General features: G+C 40.8%; 19 protein-coding genes and 1 tRNA gene. 13 read left to right on the forward strand and 7 right to left on the reverse strand.

Features of this window, described 5'->3' with window-relative positions; all coding sequences use genetic code 11:
* The 3 genes from ACERCG_RS06530 to ACERCG_RS06540 all read left to right on the forward strand — a co-directional run.
* On the forward strand, positions 1–220 hold a 220-nt coding region (locus ACERCG_RS06530; RefSeq protein WP_373611248.1), incomplete at its 5' end, for a transposase.
* Complete coding sequence (locus tag ACERCG_RS06535) at positions 217–501, forward strand: transposase (RefSeq protein ID WP_373611249.1); 285 nt, start codon at positions 217–219, stop codon at positions 499–501. The genes ACERCG_RS06530 and ACERCG_RS06535, both read left to right, overlap by 4 nt.
* Positions 502–745: 244 nt before the next feature.
* Positions 746–1,366 (forward strand): glutathione S-transferase, encoded by a 621-nt coding sequence (locus tag ACERCG_RS06540; protein WP_373611250.1) that lies wholly within the window; start codon positions 746–748, stop codon positions 1,364–1,366.
* A 47-nt stretch (positions 1,367–1,413) separates the two neighbouring features.
* On the opposite strand, the gene ACERCG_RS06545 is transcribed toward ACERCG_RS06540, so the two are convergent.
* A complete protein-coding gene (locus tag ACERCG_RS06545; RefSeq protein ID WP_159630534.1) occupies positions 1,414–1,671 on the reverse strand; it encodes a helix-turn-helix domain-containing protein in 258 nt (85 codons plus the stop codon).
* A gap of 100 nt (positions 1,672–1,771) precedes the next feature.
* On the opposite strand from ACERCG_RS06545, the gene ACERCG_RS06550 reads away from it, so the two are divergent.
* Positions 1,772–2,395: a hypothetical protein gene (locus ACERCG_RS06550; RefSeq protein WP_373611251.1), complete on the forward strand. Its 624-nt coding sequence runs from the start codon at positions 1,772–1,774 to the stop codon at positions 2,393–2,395.
* Positions 2,396–2,444: 49 nt separating this feature from the next.
* On the opposite strand, the gene ACERCG_RS06555 is transcribed toward ACERCG_RS06550, so the two are convergent.
* On the reverse strand, positions 2,445–4,382 hold the full coding sequence (locus tag ACERCG_RS06555) for an ABC transporter ATP-binding protein (RefSeq protein ID WP_373611252.1): 1,938 nt from the start codon (positions 4,380–4,382) through the stop codon (positions 2,445–2,447).
* 211 nt (positions 4,383–4,593) lie between these two features.
* On the opposite strand from ACERCG_RS06555, the gene ACERCG_RS06560 reads away from it, so the two are divergent.
* The 4 genes from ACERCG_RS06560 to ACERCG_RS06575 all read left to right on the forward strand — a co-directional run bounded on the left by ACERCG_RS06560 (position 4,594) and on the right by ACERCG_RS06575 (position 7,505).
* The gene (locus ACERCG_RS06560) at positions 4,594–5,211 is read left to right on the forward strand and encodes a MarC family protein (protein WP_373611253.1); all 618 of its coding nucleotides are present in this window, start codon (positions 4,594–4,596) and stop codon (positions 5,209–5,211) included.
* A gap of 16 nt (positions 5,212–5,227) precedes the next feature.
* Entirely contained in the window at positions 5,228–6,457 is a 1,230-nt protein-coding gene (moeA, locus tag ACERCG_RS06565; RefSeq protein WP_373611254.1) for a molybdopterin molybdotransferase MoeA, read from the forward strand.
* Between the two features lie 118 nt (positions 6,458–6,575).
* Positions 6,576–7,325, forward strand: a complete 750-nt coding sequence (gene moeB / locus ACERCG_RS06570; protein ID WP_373611255.1) for a molybdopterin-synthase adenylyltransferase MoeB — start codon at positions 6,576–6,578, stop codon at positions 7,323–7,325.
* Between the two features lie 104 nt (positions 7,326–7,429).
* Positions 7,430–7,505: transfer RNA gene (locus tag ACERCG_RS06575), tRNA-Asn, on the forward strand.
* Between the two features lie 124 nt (positions 7,506–7,629).
* Here ACERCG_RS06575 and yfbV read toward each other — a convergent pair.
* On the reverse strand, positions 7,630–8,067 hold the full coding sequence (yfbV, locus tag ACERCG_RS06580) for a terminus macrodomain insulation protein YfbV (protein WP_373611256.1): 438 nt from the start codon (positions 8,065–8,067) through the stop codon (positions 7,630–7,632).
* A gap of 131 nt (positions 8,068–8,198) precedes the next feature.
* Here yfbV and ACERCG_RS06585 point away from each other — a divergent pair, with 131 nt between their 5' ends.
* From ACERCG_RS06585 to glnE, 5 genes are all read left to right on the forward strand, one after another.
* Positions 8,199–8,945, forward strand: a complete 747-nt coding sequence (locus ACERCG_RS06585) for an ABC transporter permease (protein ID WP_373611257.1) — start codon at positions 8,199–8,201, stop codon at positions 8,943–8,945.
* Between the two features lie 10 nt (positions 8,946–8,955).
* Positions 8,956–9,513, forward strand: coding sequence for a septation protein A (locus ACERCG_RS06590; RefSeq protein WP_373611258.1), 558 nt, complete (start codon positions 8,956–8,958; stop codon positions 9,511–9,513).
* Positions 9,503–9,964, forward strand: coding sequence for an acyl-CoA thioester hydrolase YciA (gene yciA, locus ACERCG_RS06595; RefSeq protein WP_373611259.1), 462 nt, complete (start codon positions 9,503–9,505; stop codon positions 9,962–9,964). The genes ACERCG_RS06590 and yciA overlap by 11 nt, the downstream gene beginning before the upstream one ends.
* Position 9,965: 1 nt before the next feature.
* A complete protein-coding gene (locus ACERCG_RS06600) occupies positions 9,966–10,247 on the forward strand; it encodes a YciI family protein (protein WP_373611260.1) in 282 nt (93 codons plus the stop codon).
* Between the two features lie 117 nt (positions 10,248–10,364).
* Entirely contained in the window at positions 10,365–13,256 is a 2,892-nt protein-coding gene (glnE, locus tag ACERCG_RS06605) for a bifunctional [glutamate--ammonia ligase]-adenylyl-L-tyrosine phosphorylase/[glutamate--ammonia-ligase] adenylyltransferase (protein WP_373611261.1), read from the forward strand.
* Between the two features lie 33 nt (positions 13,257–13,289).
* Here the strand turns inward: glnE and ACERCG_RS06610 are convergent, their stop codons facing one another.
* From ACERCG_RS06610 to ACERCG_RS06625, 4 genes are all read right to left on the reverse strand, one after another.
* On the reverse strand, positions 13,290–16,445 hold the full coding sequence (locus ACERCG_RS06610; RefSeq protein ID WP_373611262.1) for a type I restriction endonuclease subunit R: 3,156 nt from the start codon (positions 16,443–16,445) through the stop codon (positions 13,290–13,292).
* Between the two features lie 3 nt (positions 16,446–16,448).
* Positions 16,449–17,480 (reverse strand): SIR2 family protein, encoded by a 1,032-nt coding sequence (locus ACERCG_RS06615; RefSeq protein ID WP_373611263.1) that lies wholly within the window; start codon positions 17,478–17,480, stop codon positions 16,449–16,451.
* Positions 17,473–18,855 (reverse strand): restriction endonuclease subunit S, encoded by a 1,383-nt coding sequence (locus ACERCG_RS06620; RefSeq protein WP_373611264.1) that lies wholly within the window; start codon positions 18,853–18,855, stop codon positions 17,473–17,475. The genes ACERCG_RS06615 and ACERCG_RS06620 overlap by 8 nt, the downstream gene beginning before the upstream one ends.
* A 166-nt stretch (positions 18,856–19,021) precedes the next feature.
* Positions 19,022–20,836: a type I restriction-modification system subunit M gene (locus tag ACERCG_RS06625; RefSeq protein ID WP_373611327.1), complete on the reverse strand. Its 1,815-nt coding sequence runs from the start codon at positions 20,834–20,836 to the stop codon at positions 19,022–19,024.
* Positions 20,837–20,897: the final 61 nt, after the last annotated feature.

Genomic DNA, 20,897 nt, shown 5'->3' on the forward strand with positions numbered 1-20,897 from the left:
GAAAACCGATGCAAAAGATGCAAAAATGCTGGCATCTTACGCCAAAATGCTGGTTTTGGACGATGAGGTTGAAAAACAACTTTATCTTCCGCCAACACCTGAAATGGAGCAATTAGAAGCATTAGTTTTACGCCGTACCCAACTGGTTGAAATGCGGGTGGCTGAGAAAAACCGCCTTCACCTAGTTCACGACAGCCAGCGGGAAGTGTCCAACAGTTGATTGCCTATTTTGACCGTTTAATTGATGAGCTGGAAACACAAATCAATCAAGCGACTGCTGTATTTGACGACACTTTAAAAAAGTTCAATGACATCAAAGGGATAGGTGCAATCACGAGTGCAACTTTGATGTCAATGCTCCCTGAACTCGGCAAGCTCAACCACAAGCAAATCGCTTCACTGGTTGGTGTTGCCCCACACCCGAAAGAGAGCGGTAGCCAGAAATGGCATAGTCGCTGTTCGGGGGGGGGGGCGACAAGCGGTACGAAACGTACTTTATAATGCGGCGAATGTCGCCCGCCAACACGAACCGAAGTTCAAGGCATTTTATGAACGGCTGATTGCTCGTGGCAAACCGGTCCAAGTGGCGGTAAACGCCGGTATGCGTAAGCTTTTAACCGTGATTAATGCCATCGTCCGTGATGGCTCACAGTGGAATGCTCACGCGGTTTAATTAACGAATTTGTATCTTGCCAAATATTTTGGGGGATACAGTTGCTATACACCAACGAAAATGGAGAACAATATGAAACTTTGGTATTCAACAACAAGCCCTTTTGCTCGTAAAGCTCTTGTAGTCATTAAACACCATCAACTAGATGACAAAGTAGAAATGTTGCGTGTAACTGCTGCAATGGACAGAAACTCGCCACACAACCAAGACAACCCATTAGGGCGTATTCCAGCCTTACAACGCAACTGCGGACACTGGCTATTCGGCAGTTTACTCATTAGCGAATATTTAGACCAAAAAGGCAATAATTCCCCTTTACTGCCAAAAGAGGGTAAACCACGCTGGGCTGTATTGGCATTGCATAACTTGGCTGATGGCATTATGGAAAACACAATGCACACCATTATCCAAGAAAAAATGGCGCGCCCTGAAAATGAATGGTGGCTAAGCCGACACGAGCAATTAATGGAAAGAAATATCCGCACTTTCCAACAGTTGGAAGAGGCTTTGCAAGAATTTGGCACAGAGCTGAATTTAGGCACATTAACTGCGGTGACATTAATTGATTGGTGGGCATTCCGCCTGCAACATTTAGGCTACGATCTTGCAAAAAATCACCCAAATTTAACCGCTTGGGCAGAAGAAATGAATAATAAATACAGTATTTTGGCTGAAACCAAGCCGAGAGTATAGATATTTTGCATTGAAAATAAAGGCATTGAGTTTGTGGCTCAATGCCTTTATTTATTAGGGAATTTCTGTTCTATTTCTTGTAATACATCTAGAGGATCTAAATCTAGCCCCTTGCAATAAGCGATAAATTCAAAAATATCTAATCTGCGATCACCTGTTTCTACTTTTCCTACGAATGACGAAACAACGTCCATTTTTTCACATAATGCACGTTGAGATAAATTAAGTTCTTGGCGACGTGTAACAAAAAATAGCCTTAGCCAAGTATGTTGTTCTGAATGAATAGATAATCTTAAATTGCTCATTGCACCTATTCTAGGTGCAAAAATTGTTTGAACCTGTTTTAGGTTCGATTTATAATCTATTTTAACACTTACTTTACTAATTATCTTTTAGGAGAATATTATGTCAGATACGACTATGGCTATTGTAGCTTTCTTTGCAAGTTTCATATTAATACCATTGGGGCTTTCTTTTATTTGTGCTTACTTTAAATCTATAAAAAGGAAAAAAGCAGATACAATTCTATCTCAAATTACAGAATTTGAAGTGAGTAAAAAGCATTATGGAGATAATGTTTTAGTAGCCATAGATAAGAATTTAGAAAAAGTTTGTATTATAGATTTTAAGAAAGCCTTATCTGAGCTTTCTATAGATAAAATAAATGTAAGGCAGCATTTTAGATTTATAGAACCAAAGGATATTTTAAAAGTGGAGTTATTTGAAGATGGTAATTCCGTAAATAGTTCTACACGTTCAATAGGTGGAGCTATTCTAGGCGGAGCCTTATTTGGTGGTGTAGGGGCTATTGTAGGTGGATTAGGTGGTAGTTCAGAAAGTAAATCGACTGCAAATACTATTGAAATTAGATTAATTGTAAATGATAAAGAAAATCCAATTTGCGATATTGATTTTCTTGATATGAAATCTCACGTAGGTATTGAAAAAACATCTCAAGCATATATTTCTTGTGCTAAAGAAGCTAGAATTTGGTATGGATATTTTGAAGTAATGGTAAAAAATAACTAAATATGATTGTTTATAAGCACCTATCAAAGATAGGTGCTTGCTGTTTTCGTTATTCTAAAAGCATCCCTTCCAACTCTTCCTGTGCCTCCAACCACTGCATTTCAATTTCCTCCACCTGTTTTTTAGCCTCGACTTGTTGGGCGAGGGTGTCGGTGAGTTTAGCTTTATTTTCTGCCTCGTAGAGTTCGTTGTTGCCAAGCATTGCTTCCAGCTTATTCAGTTTTTCGGTGGCTTTTTCCAATTCTTTTTCCAACTGCGTGATTTTTTTACGCAGCGGGGCGGTTTGCTGGCGGAGTTCGGCTTCTAAACGCTTTTGCTCTTTACGGTTTGCTGTACTGTTTTCATTTGCTGTAGGTTCACAAGCGGTCGAATTTGGCGAATCTTTTGCAAGGGCTGATTTTGGCTCTTGAGCTAGTGCATTTTGTTCATTCAGCCATTTTTGATAATCGTCTAAATCGCCTTTAAATTCTTCCACTTTACGGTCGTGTACCAAATAAAATTCGTTCACGGTGCTACGAAGTAAATGGCGATCGTGTGAAACCACAACGAGCGAGCCTTCATAATAAGTGAGGGCATCAACAAGGGCTTGTCGCATCTCTAAATCTAAATGGTTGGTTGGTTCGTCTAATAACAGCAGATTAGGGCGTTGCCAAACAATCAAAGCAAGTACTAAACGAGCTTTTTCACCACCTGAAAAAGATTTTACCTCTTGCACCACTTTATCGCCTTTGAAATCAAAGCCGCCCAAGTAGTTACGCAATTCCTGCTCGGTTTTTTCAGGGGCGATTTTTTGCAAATGCCAAAGAGGGCTTTCATCAAAACGCAAAGTATCTACTTGATGTTGAGCAAAATAGCCAAGCTGAACGCCTTTTGCCAGTTGCATTGAGCCTTTTTGTGGCGGGAGTTCGCCTGCTAACAATTTGATTAAGGTTGATTTACCCGCACCATTTCGCCCAAGTAAGCCAATGCGAGAACCGGGCACTAAATTTAGTTTAACCGATTCCAATACGGTTTTATCGGCATAACCGGCACTGACTTTTTCCATCATCAATAATGGGCTAGGTAAGGCAAGCGGTGGGCGGAACTCAAATTCAAATGGTGAATCAGCATACGCAGGGGCGATAAGCTCCATTTTCTCCAACGCTTTAATACGGCTTTGAGCCTGTTTTGCTTTGGTGGCTTTCGCTTTGAAGCGGTCAATAAAGCTCTGCAAATGTGCTACTTTGCGTTGCTGTTGCTGATAAGCGGCGTTTTGCTGGGCGATTTTAGTTGCTCGCTGAATTTCAAACGAGGTGTAATTGCCTGTATATTCGTTGAGTTTTTGATGTTCAATATGAATGATATGGTCAATAATTGGATCTAAAAAATCACGGTCGTGAGAAATCAGTAGTAATGTGCCACGATAGTTGGTGAGCCAACGCTCTAGCCAAATCACCGCATCTAAATCTAAGTGGTTGGTTGGTTCGTCAAGTAGTAATAGATCAGAGCGACAAATTAGGGCTTGGGCTAAATTCAGTCGCATACGCCAACCACCCGAAAATGATTTTACTGGCAGTTGGAGTTCTTCGGTGCTAAAACCTAAACCGTTCAGCAAGGTAGAGGCTCGGGCTTGAATTGTCCAAGCATCAATCGTATCTAAATGAGCGTGAATGGTCGCAATTCGATTGCCGTCATTTTTCGTATTAGCGTCATCTAATTCTGCCATTAATTTTGTGTATTCTCTATCGCCTTGAATCACGTAATCAAGAGCGGGAATATCCAACGCTGGCGTTTCTTGACTTACCCAAGAAATTGCCCAATTTTTGGGGAGTGAAACATCGCCCCCTTCAGGCTGTAATTCATTTTTAAGCAGAGCAAAAAGCGAAGATTTTCCACAGCCATTTTTGCCTACTAAGCCTACTTTCTGCCCAGTGTGGATAGTCGCAGAGCTGTTATCAATTAGGACAGAATGCCCACGTTTTAAAATTAAGTTTGTAAAAAAGATCATTGCAAGCGGTCTATTTTGTTGAAAATTTTGCGTATTTTAGCATAGGAAATTTCAACACAATTAAAATTGTTTGGAGTGAAAATTAAGTTCTATTCAATATACTATGTTGAATAGAACTTAATTTTGATAAATTATGGTGGAATATGTCCTGCAAGCGGTCAATTTATGCTAAAATTTTGCGAATTAGAAATTTGATATAGCAGGAGAGAATATGTTTGATTCATTAGCGGTACAATTTGTGGTTTTATGGGCGGTTATTGACCCGATTGGTTCTGTTCCTGTTTATTTGGCGAAAACCATTGGCTTACCGATTGAAGCACGTCGCAAAATTGCGTTAAATGCGGTACTCATTGCAGGAGGCATTTTAATTTTCTTCCTGATTGGTGGGCAGATTTTATTAGAGTCAATGCAAATTCCATTACCTGCTTTCCAAGCTGCGGGTGGTTTAGTGCTTTTATTATTCGCTTTGACAATGATTTTTGGCGAAAGCAAGCCGGATCAAGAAATTAAAATGAATAGTAGTTTAAGTGAATTAGCCGTTTACCCGTTAGCTGTTCCCTCTATTGCCTCACCCGGGGCGATGATGGCGATTGTGTTATTAACCGATAATCATCGCTTTAGTGTAGGTGATCAGTTCATTACAGCCGGTATTATGATGCTTGTATTATTTATTACTTATTTATTGCTAATGGCAGCAAATAAAATTCAGCATTTAATCGGTAATGCAGGAGCGGCAATTATTAGCCGTGTAATGGGCTTAATCTTGGCAGCGATTGCGGTGAATAACTTGCTTATTGGTGTGCGTGATTTCTTCGTGCAAGTGAGCTAATTGAATAGGAGATATTATGGCGCTTTTACCTCTTTCTGATGCTTTAGAGAATATGCTTGCCCGCTTGCCTGCTCCAACAACGGTTGAGCAGTTACCATTAAATGAATGTGCAAATCGAGTGCTGGCAGAAGATATTTTCTCACCAATTAACGTACCGAATTTTGATAATTCCGCGATGGACGGTTATGCGGTACGCATTGCCGATTTAGAGCAAAATTTAACCTTAAAAGTTGCAGGCAAAGCCTTTGCGGGTAATCCGTTTAATGGTGAACTCCAAGTAGGCGAATGTGTACGTATTATGACAGGTGCGTTAGTGCCAAATGGTGTTGAGGCCGTTGTAATGCAAGAGGAAACTACCTTAAATGATGATGGCTCTGTAACCTTTAACCATATTCCGAAATTAGGCAGTAACATTCGCCGCATTGGGGAAGATGTTAAACAAGGTGCATTGGTACTGAAAAAAGGCTCGTTATTGAATGTCGCGAGTTTGCCTTTGCTGGCTTCACTTGGCATTGCCTCTGTGCCTGTTTTTGCAAAATTAAAAGTGGCAATCCTTTCGACGGGCGATGAATTAACCTCAGTTGGAGAACCTTTGGCAGATGGAAAAATTTACGACACTAACCGTTTTGCCGTACGTTTAATGTTGGAAAAACTCAACTGTGAGATTTTAGATTTTGGCATTTTGCCTGATGATGAAGCCTTATTTGAACAAACCTTTATTGAGGCGCAAGAGAAAGCTGATGTTGTGATTACTAGCGGTGGTGTATCGGTTGGCGAGGCAGATTTTACTAAAACGGTATTAGAAAAATTAGGCGAAATTGGCTTTTGGAAAATTGCAATGAAACCGGGCAAACCATTTGCATTCGGTAAATTGGAAAAGGCGTGGTTCTTTGGTTTACCGGGAAATCCAGTCTCTGCATTGGTTACATTTTACCAGTTAGTACACCCTGCGTTAGCGAAATTATCAGGATTATCAGCAGATAAAATTGCAAATCTTACGCAAAATTTCACCGCTTGTAGTGCAGAAAAATTGAAAAAAGCGGTTGGTCGCCAAGATTTTCAGCGTGGTTATTACTATGCAAATGAAAAAGGCGAATTAGAAGTTAAACCGATTGGCACACAAGGTTCGCATATTTTCAGTGCTTTCAATGAAAGTAATTGTTTCATTGTGCTGGAAGCTGAACGAGGCAACGTGGAAACTGGGGAAAAAGTAACGGTTCAGTCGTTTAATTTTCTTTTAAAATAACATTTTCCAGAAATAAATGTAGGGGCGAAAAATTTTTCGCCCCAAATATTATCTAAATGAAAGGGCGAAAAATTTTTCGCCCCTACTTTGTTTTCAATCTATGGATTTAGGATAAATAATGGAACTCACCGATCACGAAACCCTTCGTTATAACCGCCAAATCATTCTCAAAAGTGTCGATTTTGACGGGCAGGAAAAATTAAAATCAAGCCGTGTGTTGATTGTCGGTTTAGGTGGTTTAGGTTGTGCCGCTTCGCAATATCTCGCTTCAGCAGGGGTTGGGCATCTTACTTTAGTTGATTTCGATACAGTTTCGCTTTCTAATTTACAACGCCAAATTTTGCATACTGATGAAACCATTGGGCAGCCTAAAGTGGAATCGGCAAAAGCTCGTTTGCAAGCCATTAATCCGAATATTCAGATTGAAGCGATTAACCGAAAATGCAGTGATGAGCAGTGGGCAGAGCTTATTGCTCAAAGCGATTTAGTGCTAGATTGTACTGATAACGTAATTGTTCGTAATCAACTCAATTTGCAATGTTTTAAGCAAAAACGACCGCTTGTATCAGGTTCAGCAATCCGTTTTGAAGGGCAAATTAGTGTATTTAGCTATCAAGAAAATGAACCTTGCTACCAATGTTTGAGTAGTTTATTTGGCAATGGCACATTAAGCTGTGTCGAAGCAGGGGTTATTGCTCCCATTGTTGGGGTAATTGGTAGCTTTCAAGCATTAGAAGCGATAAAAGTTTTACTGAATATCGGCAAAATATTATCAGGAAAATTGCTGATAATTGATGGTTTACATTTTTCAGTACGAGAAATGGCATTGCCTAAGCAAAAAAACTGCTCTGTGTGTAACACTAATTAAGTATTCTCAATGCGAAAAGCGTAAATAAATGTAAATAATGAACGAAGGTTCATTATTTTATTTGACGGCTAAAACGTTTTAGCTTATTATTCTGCTCTGTAAATTCCTCCTTAGTTCAGTCGGTAGAACGGTGGACTGTTAATCCATATGTCGCAGGTTCGAGTCCCGCAGGAGGAGCCAAAGAATTTTCTTTTGTTCTTGTTTTATTTGTCTCCTTTTATAAAACAGTAATTCAAACCTCCAGAATTAGAACAAAAGTTTTGCTCCACTTAATTATTGAGTGGAGCTTTTTTCTTTTAGGCTTTTAAAGCTCATCGAAATATTCATTTCCCCACGTTTCTTCCGCTAATTTCAGTAAATTTGCAAAATCTTGGAAAGAAGGCACCGCTTGTGTTTCTTCTAATTTTACCTGTGCGGAAATTAATTTTTGCCTGAGCGATTCATACCATTCCAACAAGGATAAAGAAAGTGGCGATCTTGCCCGTTTACCCAGCCAATAAAGCCCTTGAAAAGGGATAGAAATGGCAAAAATAGCCGTAATAACAGAATTTGCTAAAACAGATTGAGTAGGGTCGGTAAAAAAGTATTGCCAGACTATAGCAAAGCACGCAAAAGCAGGCATTACTTTAGAAGAAAATTTAACAAGGCGAATAATGTGGTAATCAGGCATAAAATTCGCTAATTTTTTCTGATTAGGCAAGGTGTTTAGATAGCGTTGCCCTGCTTCAAATAGGCTAAACATAGTATTTTCTCTTTTAATCTTTTCTTTTATTGTAGCTAAGTTGCTAAAATCTACAATAGGTTAATGCAGTTTAGGCTAACACTTGCTATACTTTACAACAAAATGTTTACAACGTATTTGAAGGATATTTTATGCCAATTAAATTTGTGGATTTATTACAACAAAGTTGGAATTTTATGCGTAATCAGCAATCTTTCACACTGTTTGCGATAATCACTATTGTGGTGGTGCAACTGGTGTTTATTTTATTATTGCCAGCTTCGCCAGAAATAGCAGCAGACCAGCAGCCGCAACAAATTCAAATTGATAGCTCAAAATTATTGTCTATTTTAATGCCGACAGTATTATTAGGGATCGCTAATCTCTTTCTAACGGTATTGATGATTTTAAACATTCAATCTATCAACAATGGCAATTATCAGCACTTTTTCCAAAATGCAGGTGGTGCATTAAAACACTTTTTACCTGTGCTAATTTTACAATTTATTATGGTTCTGCCCCTTTCATTGGGAGCATCTTTTGCGATAGCATCGCCTGAAACGGTAATTATTGCATTGCCTGTGCTAGTGGCTGGTTTTTATTTTTTCGTTAAATTATCGCTTGTGATTTACGCTTATTTATTAGAAAAACCACAGAAAACCTTATCAGAAAGCATTAAATTTACTTTTCAATTATCAAGAGGAAAAATGCTACCGTTAATTTTATTCTGTGTGATTTCTTATTTATTACCGGGTATGTTATCTCGATTACTTGCGGTTTTTGGTAATGATATTGTTGGTGCAGTCATTACTGTTATTTTCAGTGCGGTAATTAATGTCTTTATGGCAATTTTCAGCTTCCGCTTTTACCAAGTTTATCGTCAAACGCCGGCAAATTAATGGAGATGAAATGAAACAAATACTTGAATTTATTCCGCTAATTCTGTTTTTTGTTGTTTATAAAATGGACGGCATTCAAATGGCGTCTATTGTATTAGTGATTGCAACGATTGCACAGATGATCGCCTTAAAAGTGCTTTATGGTAAAATTGAAAAGCAACAGCTTATTATGAGCGGAGCAGTAGTCTTTTTTGGGTTACTCAGTGCTTATTTTAATGAAGTGAAATATTTACAATGGAAAGTAACTATTGTTTACTCGCTTTTTGCCCTAGTGTTATTAGTGAGTCAGTTTGTGTTTAAAGTTCCTCTAATTAAAAAATTACTCGGCAAGGAAATTAATTTGCCGGATCAAGTGTGGAATAAAATCAACTTCGGTTGGGCAATTTTCTTTATTATTTGTATGTTGCTTAATATTTATATTAGTCAATATTTATCAGAAGATGTTTGGGTTGATTTTAAATCTTTCGGCATTATTGGTTTAACATTGGTGGCAACAGTAATAACAGGTTTTGTACTTTACCCTTACCTAAAAGAGACTGAAAAGCAGGAAAAACAAGATGAAAAATAATCCCTATGATAAAGGCCCTGAAGGGAAACTGATTTTAAGAACACTCGCTATGCCATCAGACACCAATGCTAATGGCGATATTTTTGGTGGTTGGATTATGTCGCAAATGGACTTAGGTGGTGCGATTTTAGCGAAAGAACTTGCTAAAGGCAGAGTGGTTACCGTAACTGTTGATAAAATGATCTTCCATCGTCCTATTTCTGTTGGTGATGTAGTATGCTGCTACGGTAAATTGATGCACGTTGGGCGCTCCTCAATGCAAGTGAAAGTAGAAGTATTTATCAAACAAGTTTATAACGGCGCTCGTGAACGCTTTCTGGTTACAGAAGCATTATTTACCTATGTTGCCGTAGATAAAGAGGGCAAACCTCGTGCTGTGCCGAGAGAAAATAACCTAGAATTAGATGAAGCCTTATCATTAATTACCTCACCTACCGAAAAAGGAGAATAGTATGTATTATGTGATTTTTGCACAAGATAATCCTAATACGTTGGAAAAGCGTTTAGAAGTACGCCCTGCACATTTAGCTCGTTTAGAAAAATTACAGGCAGAAGGTCGTTTATTAATTGCAGGTCCAAACCCAACAGAAGATGGCACTGGCGTAACAGGTTCAACTGTGATTGCTGAATTTAACTCTCTTGAAGAAGCTCAACAATGGGCAAGCAAAGATCCTTATGTTGATGCTGGCGTATATGGCGATGTGATTATTAAGCCGTTTAAGAGAGTGTTTTAACAAGCGGTTGAATTTTACAAATTTTTTGTAAATTTGTAGGGGCGGGTCCTGTGCCCGCCCGAATATCATCTATGATTTGCGGCCAGGCACAGGACCTGCCCCTACGATGTTTATTCTATGCTTACCACCCTAATCTCCCAATCCGAACTTAATGTACCAACCGATTTGCAAAATTCTGAGCAAATTCAACCGCTTGTGACGGCGATTTCGCTTTCCAATTTTGTGCATCAAACCTTACAAAAACAGCCGGATTTACTGGCAGAATGGCTTGCCAAGTTTCCTACACCTGATGATTGCAATAATTATGCCGAGCGTTTAGCGAAAGTGTTAGCAAGTGTGGAAAATGAAGAAATGTTGGGGCAGGTTTTGCGGCAATTTCGCCACCGTGAATTGGCTCGTCTGAGCTTTATTCAGTCAAATAAATTAGCGACGGTAGAATTTGTGTTTCAGCGTTTGTCAGATTTAGCCGAGAGCCTGATTCTAGCCGCTCGAGATTGGTTGTTTCAGTGTTGCTGTGCCGAATATGGCACGCCAAAGAACACTCTTGGCGAAACACAAGAACTGCTGATTTTAGGTATGGGCAAATTGGGCGGACGAGAGCTTAATTTTTCTTCCGATATTGACCTGATTTTTACCTACCCCGATATTGGTGAAACCGAAGGTGGACGCAAACCGATTGAAAACAGCAAATTTTTTACCCGAATGGGGCAGCGGTTAATTAAAGTATTAGATGAGATCACCGCTGATGGTTTCGTGTATCGTACCGATATGCGACTTCGCCCCTTTGGTGATAGCGGAGCCTTGGTGCTGAGCTTTACTGCAATGGAAGATTATTACCAAGAGCAAGGGCGTGATTGGGAACGTTATGCGATGATTAAAGCAAAAATTTTAGGCGAGGATAACCAAAATTTAAATCATCGCTATTTAAAGCAAATGCTCCGCCCTTTTGTTTACCGCCGTTATTTGGATTTCAGTGCAATCCAATCGTTGCGTGAAATGAAAGAAAAAATCAGCCGTGAAGTGGTTCGCCGAAATTTAACGGACAATATCAAACTTGGAGCAGGTGGAATTCGGGAGGTGGAGTTTATCGCCCAAACTTTCCAAATGATCCGTAGCGGGCGAGATAAAATTTTACAAGAACGTAGCCTGTTAAAAGTGCTACCACGCTTGGCAGAATTAAATTTATTAACCCGAACGCAGGTGCAAACGCTCCACAATGCCTATATTTTTTACCGTCAAATTGAAAATGTATTGCAAGCGATTGACGATAAACAAACTCAAACTCTACCCACTGATGAAGCTTCTCAAGCCCGTCTTATATTTGCTTGTCAAAGTTACTATCAGCAGGATTTATATAGCGAAAAAACGCATTGGGTGGAGCATTCCTTTAACGATTGGCAACAATTTATGGCAGTATTGAGCCAATATCAACAAGCAGTACGCCAGATTTTTAATGAAATTATCGGTGAAGAGGAAACACAAGCCAACTGCAATCCGGTTAATGAAAAATTAGCCGAATGGAAAGACATTTTGCACTATAACATTCGCCTTGAAGATTTATCCGCAGTGCTAAAAGGTTATCCAAAGGTTGCAGAAAATGATTATACGGAGATTTTCCGTCACTTTTCTACTACCTTTCAAGATTGGGTAAAACGCCCGATTGGGGTAAGAGGGCGAGAGGTGCTACGCAATTTAATGCCTAGAATTGCCGACAGCATTTTTAAAGGTGAAGATCATTTATTGTTATTGCCTCGTGTGTTGAATATTGTCGATAAAATCACTACCCGAACTACCTATTTGGAATTAATGCTCGAAAAAGATCAGATTCTGCCTCACCTTTTGGCATTGTGTAGTAAGTCGGTTATGATTGCGGAGCAAATTGCCCGTTACCCAATGTTGCTTGATGAACTGATTGGCAATCGAGGATTAACTGATGTGTTGCCTTTTGAGCAATATCAATCGGCGTTGCAAGATTATTTAATCCGTATTCCGGAAGAAGATGAAGAAGCTTTAATTGATGGATTACGCCAATTCAAACAAACCCATATTTTACGCATTGCTGCCGCTGATATTTTAGGCGTGCTACCGGTGATGAAAATCAGCGATCACCTCACTTATTTAGCAGAAGCGATTATTAATGCAGTGGTGAATATGGCTTGGAAACAGCTCACCCAGCGTTTTGGTGTGCCAGCACATTTAGAAGCCGCTGAGCAAGGCTTTGCGGTGATTGGTTATGGCAAATTAGGCGGGATCGAACTTGGTTATAACTCAGATTTAGATCTGGTATTTTTGCACAATGCTCCGGATGATGGAGAAACTGAGGGAGGCAGAAAAACGATTTCCAGCCACCAATTTTACCTCAAGCTCGCCCAAAAAATTAACTCGATTTTTAACCTAAACACCAGTGCCGGTGTGTTATACGAAGTTGATATGCGGCTTCGCCCTTCCGGTGAGGCAGGGCTTTTGGTCAGCACCTTTAAAGCATACGACTATTACCAAAAAAACGAGGCGTGGACGTGGGAACGCCAAGCGCTAGTGAGAGCAAGATGTGTGTTTGGGGCGGAAAACCTCAAACAAGCCTTTGAACAAATCCGCCAAAGCACGCTTGCTCAGCCGCGTGCAAGCGGTCAATTACGCCAAGAAATTTGCGAAATGCGACAGAAAATGTACCAACACTTAAGTTCTCATTCAGCCGAGCAATTTCATATTAAACAAGATCAAGGCGGTATTACTGATATTGAATTTATCGCTCAATATTTGGTATTAGCCCACAGCCACCAACACCCGAAAATGGCAGTATGGTCGGATAATGTCCGTATTTTCGACAGTGCGGTAGAATGCGGCATTTTAAGTTTTGAACAAAGCGAACAGCTACAACATTGCTACACCGCACTGCGTAACAAAATTCACCACCTAAACTTATTACGCAAAGACAGCGTGGTGGACGCAAGTGAATTTACCACCGAGCGAGCATTTGTGCGGGAAATGTGGCAGAGGTTATTAGCATAAATTTAGGGCGTACATTGCACGCCCTAATATAGATTACGCCGTTTCGGTGATAGCGAACTCTCCAGCGATCTCTTCCGCTTGTTGCAACACAAACTCAATCGCTTCCGCCTGTAAATCGGGCGGATATTTATAGCTACGCAGGGCAATGCGGATTAAGGTTCGCATTTTGGCACGCACCGAGTCTTTGTATTGCCAATCTACGGTGACGGATTTGCGTAATTTATCGGTGATGTCTTTGGCGAGGTTCATCAACACTTCATCGCCCATTTCCCGCACCGCACTTTCGTTGCGTGCCAAAGCATCATAAAACGCCATTTCAGCAGGACTTAATCCCAGCTCTTCCCCTCGTTTTTGGCGAGCGTCAAACTCTTTGGCAAGGGCGATCAGCTCTTCCAAAATTTCCAATACGCTTAAATTGTGGTTGTGGTATTGGTTCATTGCTTCTTTGAGTCGCTGTTCAAACTCTTTTTTAGTGGCAAGATTTGCACCACTTTGCGTGCGTAACTCGGACGCCAAATAACGCTCCATCGCACCAATCCATAAATCTTTGGTTGGGCTGTTTTTTACCGTTTCCAAAAATTCATCAGAAAGTAGATTGATGTTTGGGCGTTCTTTTTTCAGTAAATCAAATAAATCCACCACACCGTCCGACTGTACCGCACGGTTCATCAAGACGGTTAGCTGTAACAAGCGGTCTTCACCCGAAGGATTGCGAGAGGCAGTGCTGTTTTTGATGATGGTGGCACGCACCGCATCATAAAACGCCAATTCCTGTTTATAGGGTTCAACTGCTTTTAATGCCCCACACAAAGCATAACCTTTTTTCGCCAAGCGTACCGACTGTAAAAAAGCGCTTTTGCGTGGGGTTTTGTCTTTGGCAGTGTTATCGGTTGGCTGAATGCGGTCTAGGGCAAGAATATGGTTGGCTGATGTCAAAATCGCATTGAGCAGTTTGGCAGGTTCGCTGATTTGCAAAATTTTGGCAATATCAACCGCTTGTCCGTCAATCGGTGTGGCAAATTGCCCACGAATGACCGTGATGTGTTCCACCATTTTTTCCAGCACCGCTGAAATGTCTCGCACTGGCTTTTCTTTGCCGCCTGTGTTGGTGTATTGCTTCATCGCTTTTTCCAGCTCATCGGTCAAGCCGACATAATCCACAATCAAGCCGCCATTTTCACGGCTTTTATTGCGAAATACCCGATTGACCCGAGCGATTGCCTGCATTAGGTTGTGTCCGCTCATTGGTTTATCAATGTACATTGTGTTACAACAAGGGGCATCAAACCCTGTCAGCCACATATCTCGCACAATCACGATTTTGAGTGGGTCGTCTGGGTCTTTAAAGCGTTTTTCTAAGGTTTTCTTATCCTGATTGTGTTTTTGCCACTCGGCAGGGTCGCTGGCATTACTTGTCATCACAATTTTAATGCTGCCTTGAAGCACATCGTTTGAGTGCCATTCGGGACGAAGTGCGGTGATTTTTTCGTACAATTTCACGCAAATGGCACGGCTCATCACCACAATCATCGCCTTGCCGTCTTGCTGTTTGGTACGCTCATCGTAATGGGCAATAATATCTTCCGCCATTTTTTGCAAACGGCTGTCCACGCTGTGCAGTTTTTCACGCAGGCGGAAGTTATCGCTGTTTTCATCGTCATCAATCAGTTGTTGTGCCTCTTCCATCACTTTGGCAAACTCACCACTTTCGCCCAAGCTGATTTGGCGTGGCTCATAGATAATCGGCACGGTTGCTCCATCTTTCACCGCATCTTCAAAATCATAAATCGACACATATTTACCAAACACTTCTTGGGTGTCTTTGTCATCAAGGGCGATTGGTGTGCCGGTAAAACCAATAAAAGAGGCATTGGGCAATGCACTGCGTAAATGCTTGGCGTAACCCTCCCGATATTGTCCTTTGTCGTTGATTTTTTGGCTAAAACCATATTGCGAACGGTGTGCTTCATCGGTAATCACAATGATGTTTTCCCGCTCGTTTAATACAGGATGGGTAAGTTCGCCGTCCATTAAGCCGAATTTTTGAATGGTGGTAAAAATCACGCCCCCAGCCGAACGACTGGCAAGGGCAGAGCGAAGTTCGTCTCGCCCATCGGCTTGGACTGGCGTTTGTTTGAGCAATGCCTCACCACCGCAAAAGGTAGCATAAAGCTGACCGTCCAAATCGTTACGGTCGGTGACCAAAACCAAAGTCGGATTTTTCAGGCTGCCTTGACTCAATACCTTGCCGGCATAAAACAGCATCGAAAGGGATTTGCCCGAACCTTGCGTATGCCAAAACACACCGATTTTGCGATTGCCTGTGGCGGCAAGCAGGGTGCAATCCACTGCTTCATTGACACCGTAAAATTGATGATATGCCCCGATTTTCTTAATCAAGCGGTTTTTGCCGTCCCGTTCAAACACCACAAAATTCTGCACATAATCCAAGAGATTTTTGGGACTCATCACTCCTTGCAGTAGGGCGGTGAGTTCATCTTCAAACACAATGCGTTTGCTCTGATTTTTTTCATCAACCACACGCCAAGGGGTAAAACGGTCGAAATCAGCAGTGAGAGAACCGATACGAGCGACAATGCCGTCTGAAATCACGAGTGCCTGATTAAACACAAACAAATCGGAGATTTCATCTTTATAAGTTTGCAGTTGGGCAAACGCCTTGCCAATGTTGGCATTTTCTTTGAGCGGATTTTTCAGCTCAAATACCACCAGTGGCAAGCCATTAACAAAGCCAATCAAATCAGGAATGCGTTTGCCTTTTTTACCGCCAATATCCAGCTGATTGACAATACGAAAATCGTTGTTTTGCGGACACTGAAAATCAACAAGCTGCACCACATCAGACACCTGCTCGCCGTCTTGCTGATAAGTGATTTTGACCCCATTTCTTAGCCAATCATAAGCCTGACGATTACGCTCCGCCAAATCGCCACTTTCCGCACGGCACACCTGTGCCACCACATTTTCCACCTCACAAGCGGGCAAATTCGGGTTGAATTTTGCAATGGCTTCAGAAAGTAGCGGCTTTAATACCACCTCAGCGGCTCGCTCCCGCCATTCGTGTTCTAAACCTGCCAAAATCGTTTTGCCGTAGGTGTAGTCCCAGCCCAAGCTTTGCAAAGTCGCAATGGCGGATTGTTCAATGGTGTTTTCGTTGATGCCTAGCATATCTTATTTACCTTCTACCAATAATTCTAACAATGCTTCAATACATTCATCGTGGTCATCATCATACCAAATAGGGAATATATTGGCTTTTGCTAATTCTTCTTGCCTGTTAATTCTTTCATTATTTGACATTTTACCCAACGGCAAAAAAGCATAATGCCGAGCTAAATTATCACTGCCCTTTTCACGAATAATTTCTTGTAAAGTTTTAATGGTTCTGTCGATAGATAAGCTACAACCTAAAAATAAAATAGATCGAGAAAAGAGCTGATGAATACAGTTTGAAATAGTATTATTTTCGTCGTAGTGTTTATTATATTCATCAACAGTTAAAACTCTTTTGGATCTTGTTGTATGCGTGCCGTGTAATTGCAAAAGAACTCTTTGACCACTACTCAGCAAGCGAGAAAACTCTATTGCATTCAAACCAATTAAATAATGAGCAAAGCTTTTATTATTGCTTTCATAAATTATTTTTAATAAAGAGTCGTAATTTGTTGTAACAATAGATGAATTTGGAAAAAATTCTGGTAATCGACAAATGACACCTTCTATTTCTTCTGGATCCAAATATTTTCCATATTCATTATCTAATTGCTCCTGTAAATGTGTTGCACAATGTTCATCAAGTAACTGAGCCGCCTCCTCAAACTCTCCTTTATCCAATAAGCTAGAAAACACTTCTTGATTTATAGAGCTTTCGTTTTGTACTTTTACTAAAAAATCTCTCCATAACGGCAATCCTGTCGGTAGAGATAATCCTGCACCAATAAAAGGGATTATCTGATTATTCTGAAATAGCTCTTTTAATTTATTAAACCTGTTTTGGTTGCTATGGAGCTTTAAGATATTTCTGCCTTGCTCTAGTTTTTGTAGCTTATAGTCATTCAACCATCCATTGAAAACATCATCATATGCGGGTCTGTCTAGGGTAGCTAGAATTCGATCTCTTTCGAACTCAATTCCCCTGATGTTAATAACTCCCTCTTCATTCAATTCATTGATGAATTTTCTTTCTAGATAAGAATTATTCATTTAGCAACTCCCCACTTAATAATTTAGGTAAAAGTAGGTCTCTAATACTAGATAAATTTTCATTTTCACCACTATTTGAAATCATCTTATCTAATAAGATTTTGCACACTTTCTCAAAATGTAAATGCAGTTCTTTATTGCCTAATAAAATTTTAAAGGCTAACAATTCTTTTGTGCTAATATTTGGTTGTGCTGAACCTTGTGCTGTAAAGCTGATAAAGTCTTTTAATTCTGTTCTTTGTGATAGACAATAAATATAAGAATAATAACTGACATTATTTGAAATGGTTTTTGGTAAAAATTTAGCTACCCGTTGATTTAGCATTGCTAGGCTATTTGCAGGCATTATTCCAGCTTTTCCTACATAAGCACCTGTTAAAGCAATAATAATATCGCCAGATTTTAAAACAAAATCTTTTTTTGTTTCAGTATATTCTAAATCCACAAAACCATTACCAAAAACATTAACAATATTGGATTGAATAGAACCAATTTTAATTACAGGAATACCATTATCTCGCCAATCAGAACTCTTAAAAGCATAACCGTTTTGCATTGTACAAATTTCGGATAATGTTGTGTATTTCCACCCCTTCGGCACTTCTCCAAATTCTTCGCTCTCCACCAACTCACTTGGAAACGCTTCGGCGATTTGCCAAAGCGCTTTGTATTCGGTGTCGTTTAACTCGTTGGTGTCTTTGCCACAAATCACCGACATTGCCGCAAGATTGGCTTCGTGTTCGCTTTTGCCTTCGCTTAGGGCGGCTGCTTTGGCACGCACAGGGTCAAAATCCACAAACCAGCTTTTGAAGATTGCCTGTGCAATGGCTTCTAGGGTTTGGTTGGTTTGGGTGTTGAGTTGGATTTTGTCGTCATATTTACCTAAAATATAGGCAATTTTCTTTTGATTTTCTAAACTTGGTAAGTGGAATTCATATTTTTCTAAATCTCCAATTTTCATATTCAACTGAACAGACGTACCACGAGATATACCATCGATATAGTCTGTAAAATGCTTTGATTTAAAAACATAATACATAAATTGTGGATATGCTTTTTCTTTATCTAATCTAATTCTAGCTAATCCATTATTGAAAACGGCAGGGATGTTTTCTTTTACTAAATAGCAAATTCCTGTAGAACAAGTTCTTGCCATAATAATATCATCAGTAATTAGTTGAAACTTTTCGAAATCTTTTTTTATAACTTCGGTATATCCCCATTTTTCAAAAGACTTGCATTGTGAAATATCTTGTATTCTTAAACATCTAATATCTGTTTTCTTTTCAACAATAGGGGCTCTGCGAATAGCATCCAATCCAGTGTTTATACTTATTGTTAATTCTTGTAATGTACATTTATTTCTATCAGCCATTTTCCTCTCCAAATTTGCAATTTTCTGTTAATTTTCCACCGCTTGTGATTTGATGATGAATGTAGGGGCGTACGTCGTACGCCCGAATGGAACATTATTCATAGTCAAATCTAGGCATTTATATCGTTGTGGGCGTATGACATACGCCCCTACGTCAGCATTATTTTTATTCTGTTGCTAATTCAAACCCCAATTCCGCTAAATTCTTGCGGATTTGCTGTTCCAATTCCCGCCCTTGTTTAAATTGTTCATTTAATAAAGCGGTCAATTCCTGCATTTTGTCGCTAAATGGCACGCCGTCATCTTCTTCTTGTACCGCACCGACATACCGCCCTGCGGTCAGCACAAAATCGTTTTTGGCGATTTCGTCCAGTGTTGCCGAGTAACAAAACGCAGGGATATTTTCGTAGCCGTCCTGTTTTTGCCAGTTGTGGTAGGTGTCGCTGATTTTGGTAATGTCATCAACGGTGAAATCACGCAAGACACGGTCTTTCATATAGCCGATTTGGGTGGCGTTGATAAACAGCACTTCACCTTTTCTGGCTTTGGCTTTATTGATAATCCAAATGCAGGCAGGGATTTGGGTGTTGGTGAATAGCTGATTGGGCAGGGCAATCATCGCTTCGACAAGGTCGGCTTGCACGATGTTTCTGCGAATGTCGCCTTCGCCTGAAGTTTGGCTGCTCATTGAGCCGTTGGCGAGCAGGAGTGCCATTTTGCCTTTGGGGGAGAGGTGGTAAATCATATGTTGCAGCCACGCAAAGTTGGCGTTGCCTTGTGGCGGTGTGCCGTATGCCCAGCGTGGGTCGTTTGCTAGGCTTTCACTCCACCACTCTTTTTGGTTAAAGGGCGGATTTGCCATGACAATGTCCATTTTTCTGTCGATGTGCAGGGGGTTGAGCAAGGTGTCTTCGGGTTTGTCGCCAAAGTCAAAGGGAATGCCACGAATTGCCATATTCATCACCGCCAGCTTGCGGGTGGTGGGGTTGGATTCTTGCCCGTAAACGGAAATGGCGTTGCGGTTGCCAGCGTGAGCCTGAATAAAGCGGTCGGTTTGCACAAAAAATCCGCCGCTGCCCATTGCCGGATCGTAAATCCGCCCTGAATAGGGTTCGAGCATTTCGACAATTAAGGTAACGATGGATTTGGGCGTGAAGTATTGACCGCCTTTTTTGCCTTCGGCAAGGGCAAATTGCCCAAGAAAGTATTCATAGACGTGTCCCAAAATGTCTTTGGCTTGCAGATGGACAGGTTCGCCACCCAGCATCGGCTGTGTGAAATTGGTGCGTGAGAACAGGTCAATCAAGCCTGTGAGCATTTCATCAGGCACGCCAAAGCCTGCAATGCGTTGCAGTACGCCTTTTAGTTTGGAGTTTTCCCGTTCGATGGCTTCAAAGGCATCATCAATCAAGCGGCTGACACCTTTAAATTTGTCTCCCCAAGGCAGCTCATCGCCAAGATTGAGTTTGCTTAATGATTTGATGTTGTCCCAGCGGGCTTGTTCCGGTACCCAAAAGATGTTTTCGGCAGCGTAGTAATCTCTCTGTTCCAACTCTTCGGCGAGAATTTGGCTAAATTCTTGTTCGTCAAATAGTGCAGGGTCCAGATAGAGTTCGCTTTCGGGGGCGGTGAGCTGGGTTTTTAGCTTGGCTTGGAAATCGGTAAAGCTGTCGGAGATGTATTTTAGGAAGATAAAGCCAAGAACGATGTGTTTGTAGTTGGCGGCATCGAGGTTTTTACGCAGTTTGTCGGCGGCTGTCCAAAGGGTTTGGTCGAGTTCGTTTAAAAAGGCTTGACTTGTGGCAGCGTTGAGATCACGCTGTGCTGTGCTGTGCTGTGCTGTGCTGTGCTGTGCTGTGCTGTGCTGTGCTGTGCTGTGCTGTGCTGTGCTGTGCTGTGCTGTGCTGTGCTGTGCTGTGCTGTGCTGTTTGGCATAGTAGTTCCTTTTTGATGTATCAATACTAAAAATAACCTGTATTATTCTAGCAGATTTCTGGGTAATCGAGGAGTTGATAACATTTAAAAATTAGCGTTTTGCAAAA

Source organism: Mannheimia sp. E30BD (assembly GCF_041807785.1).
In the GTDB taxonomy this organism is placed as follows: domain Bacteria; phylum Pseudomonadota; class Gammaproteobacteria; order Enterobacterales; family Pasteurellaceae; genus Mannheimia.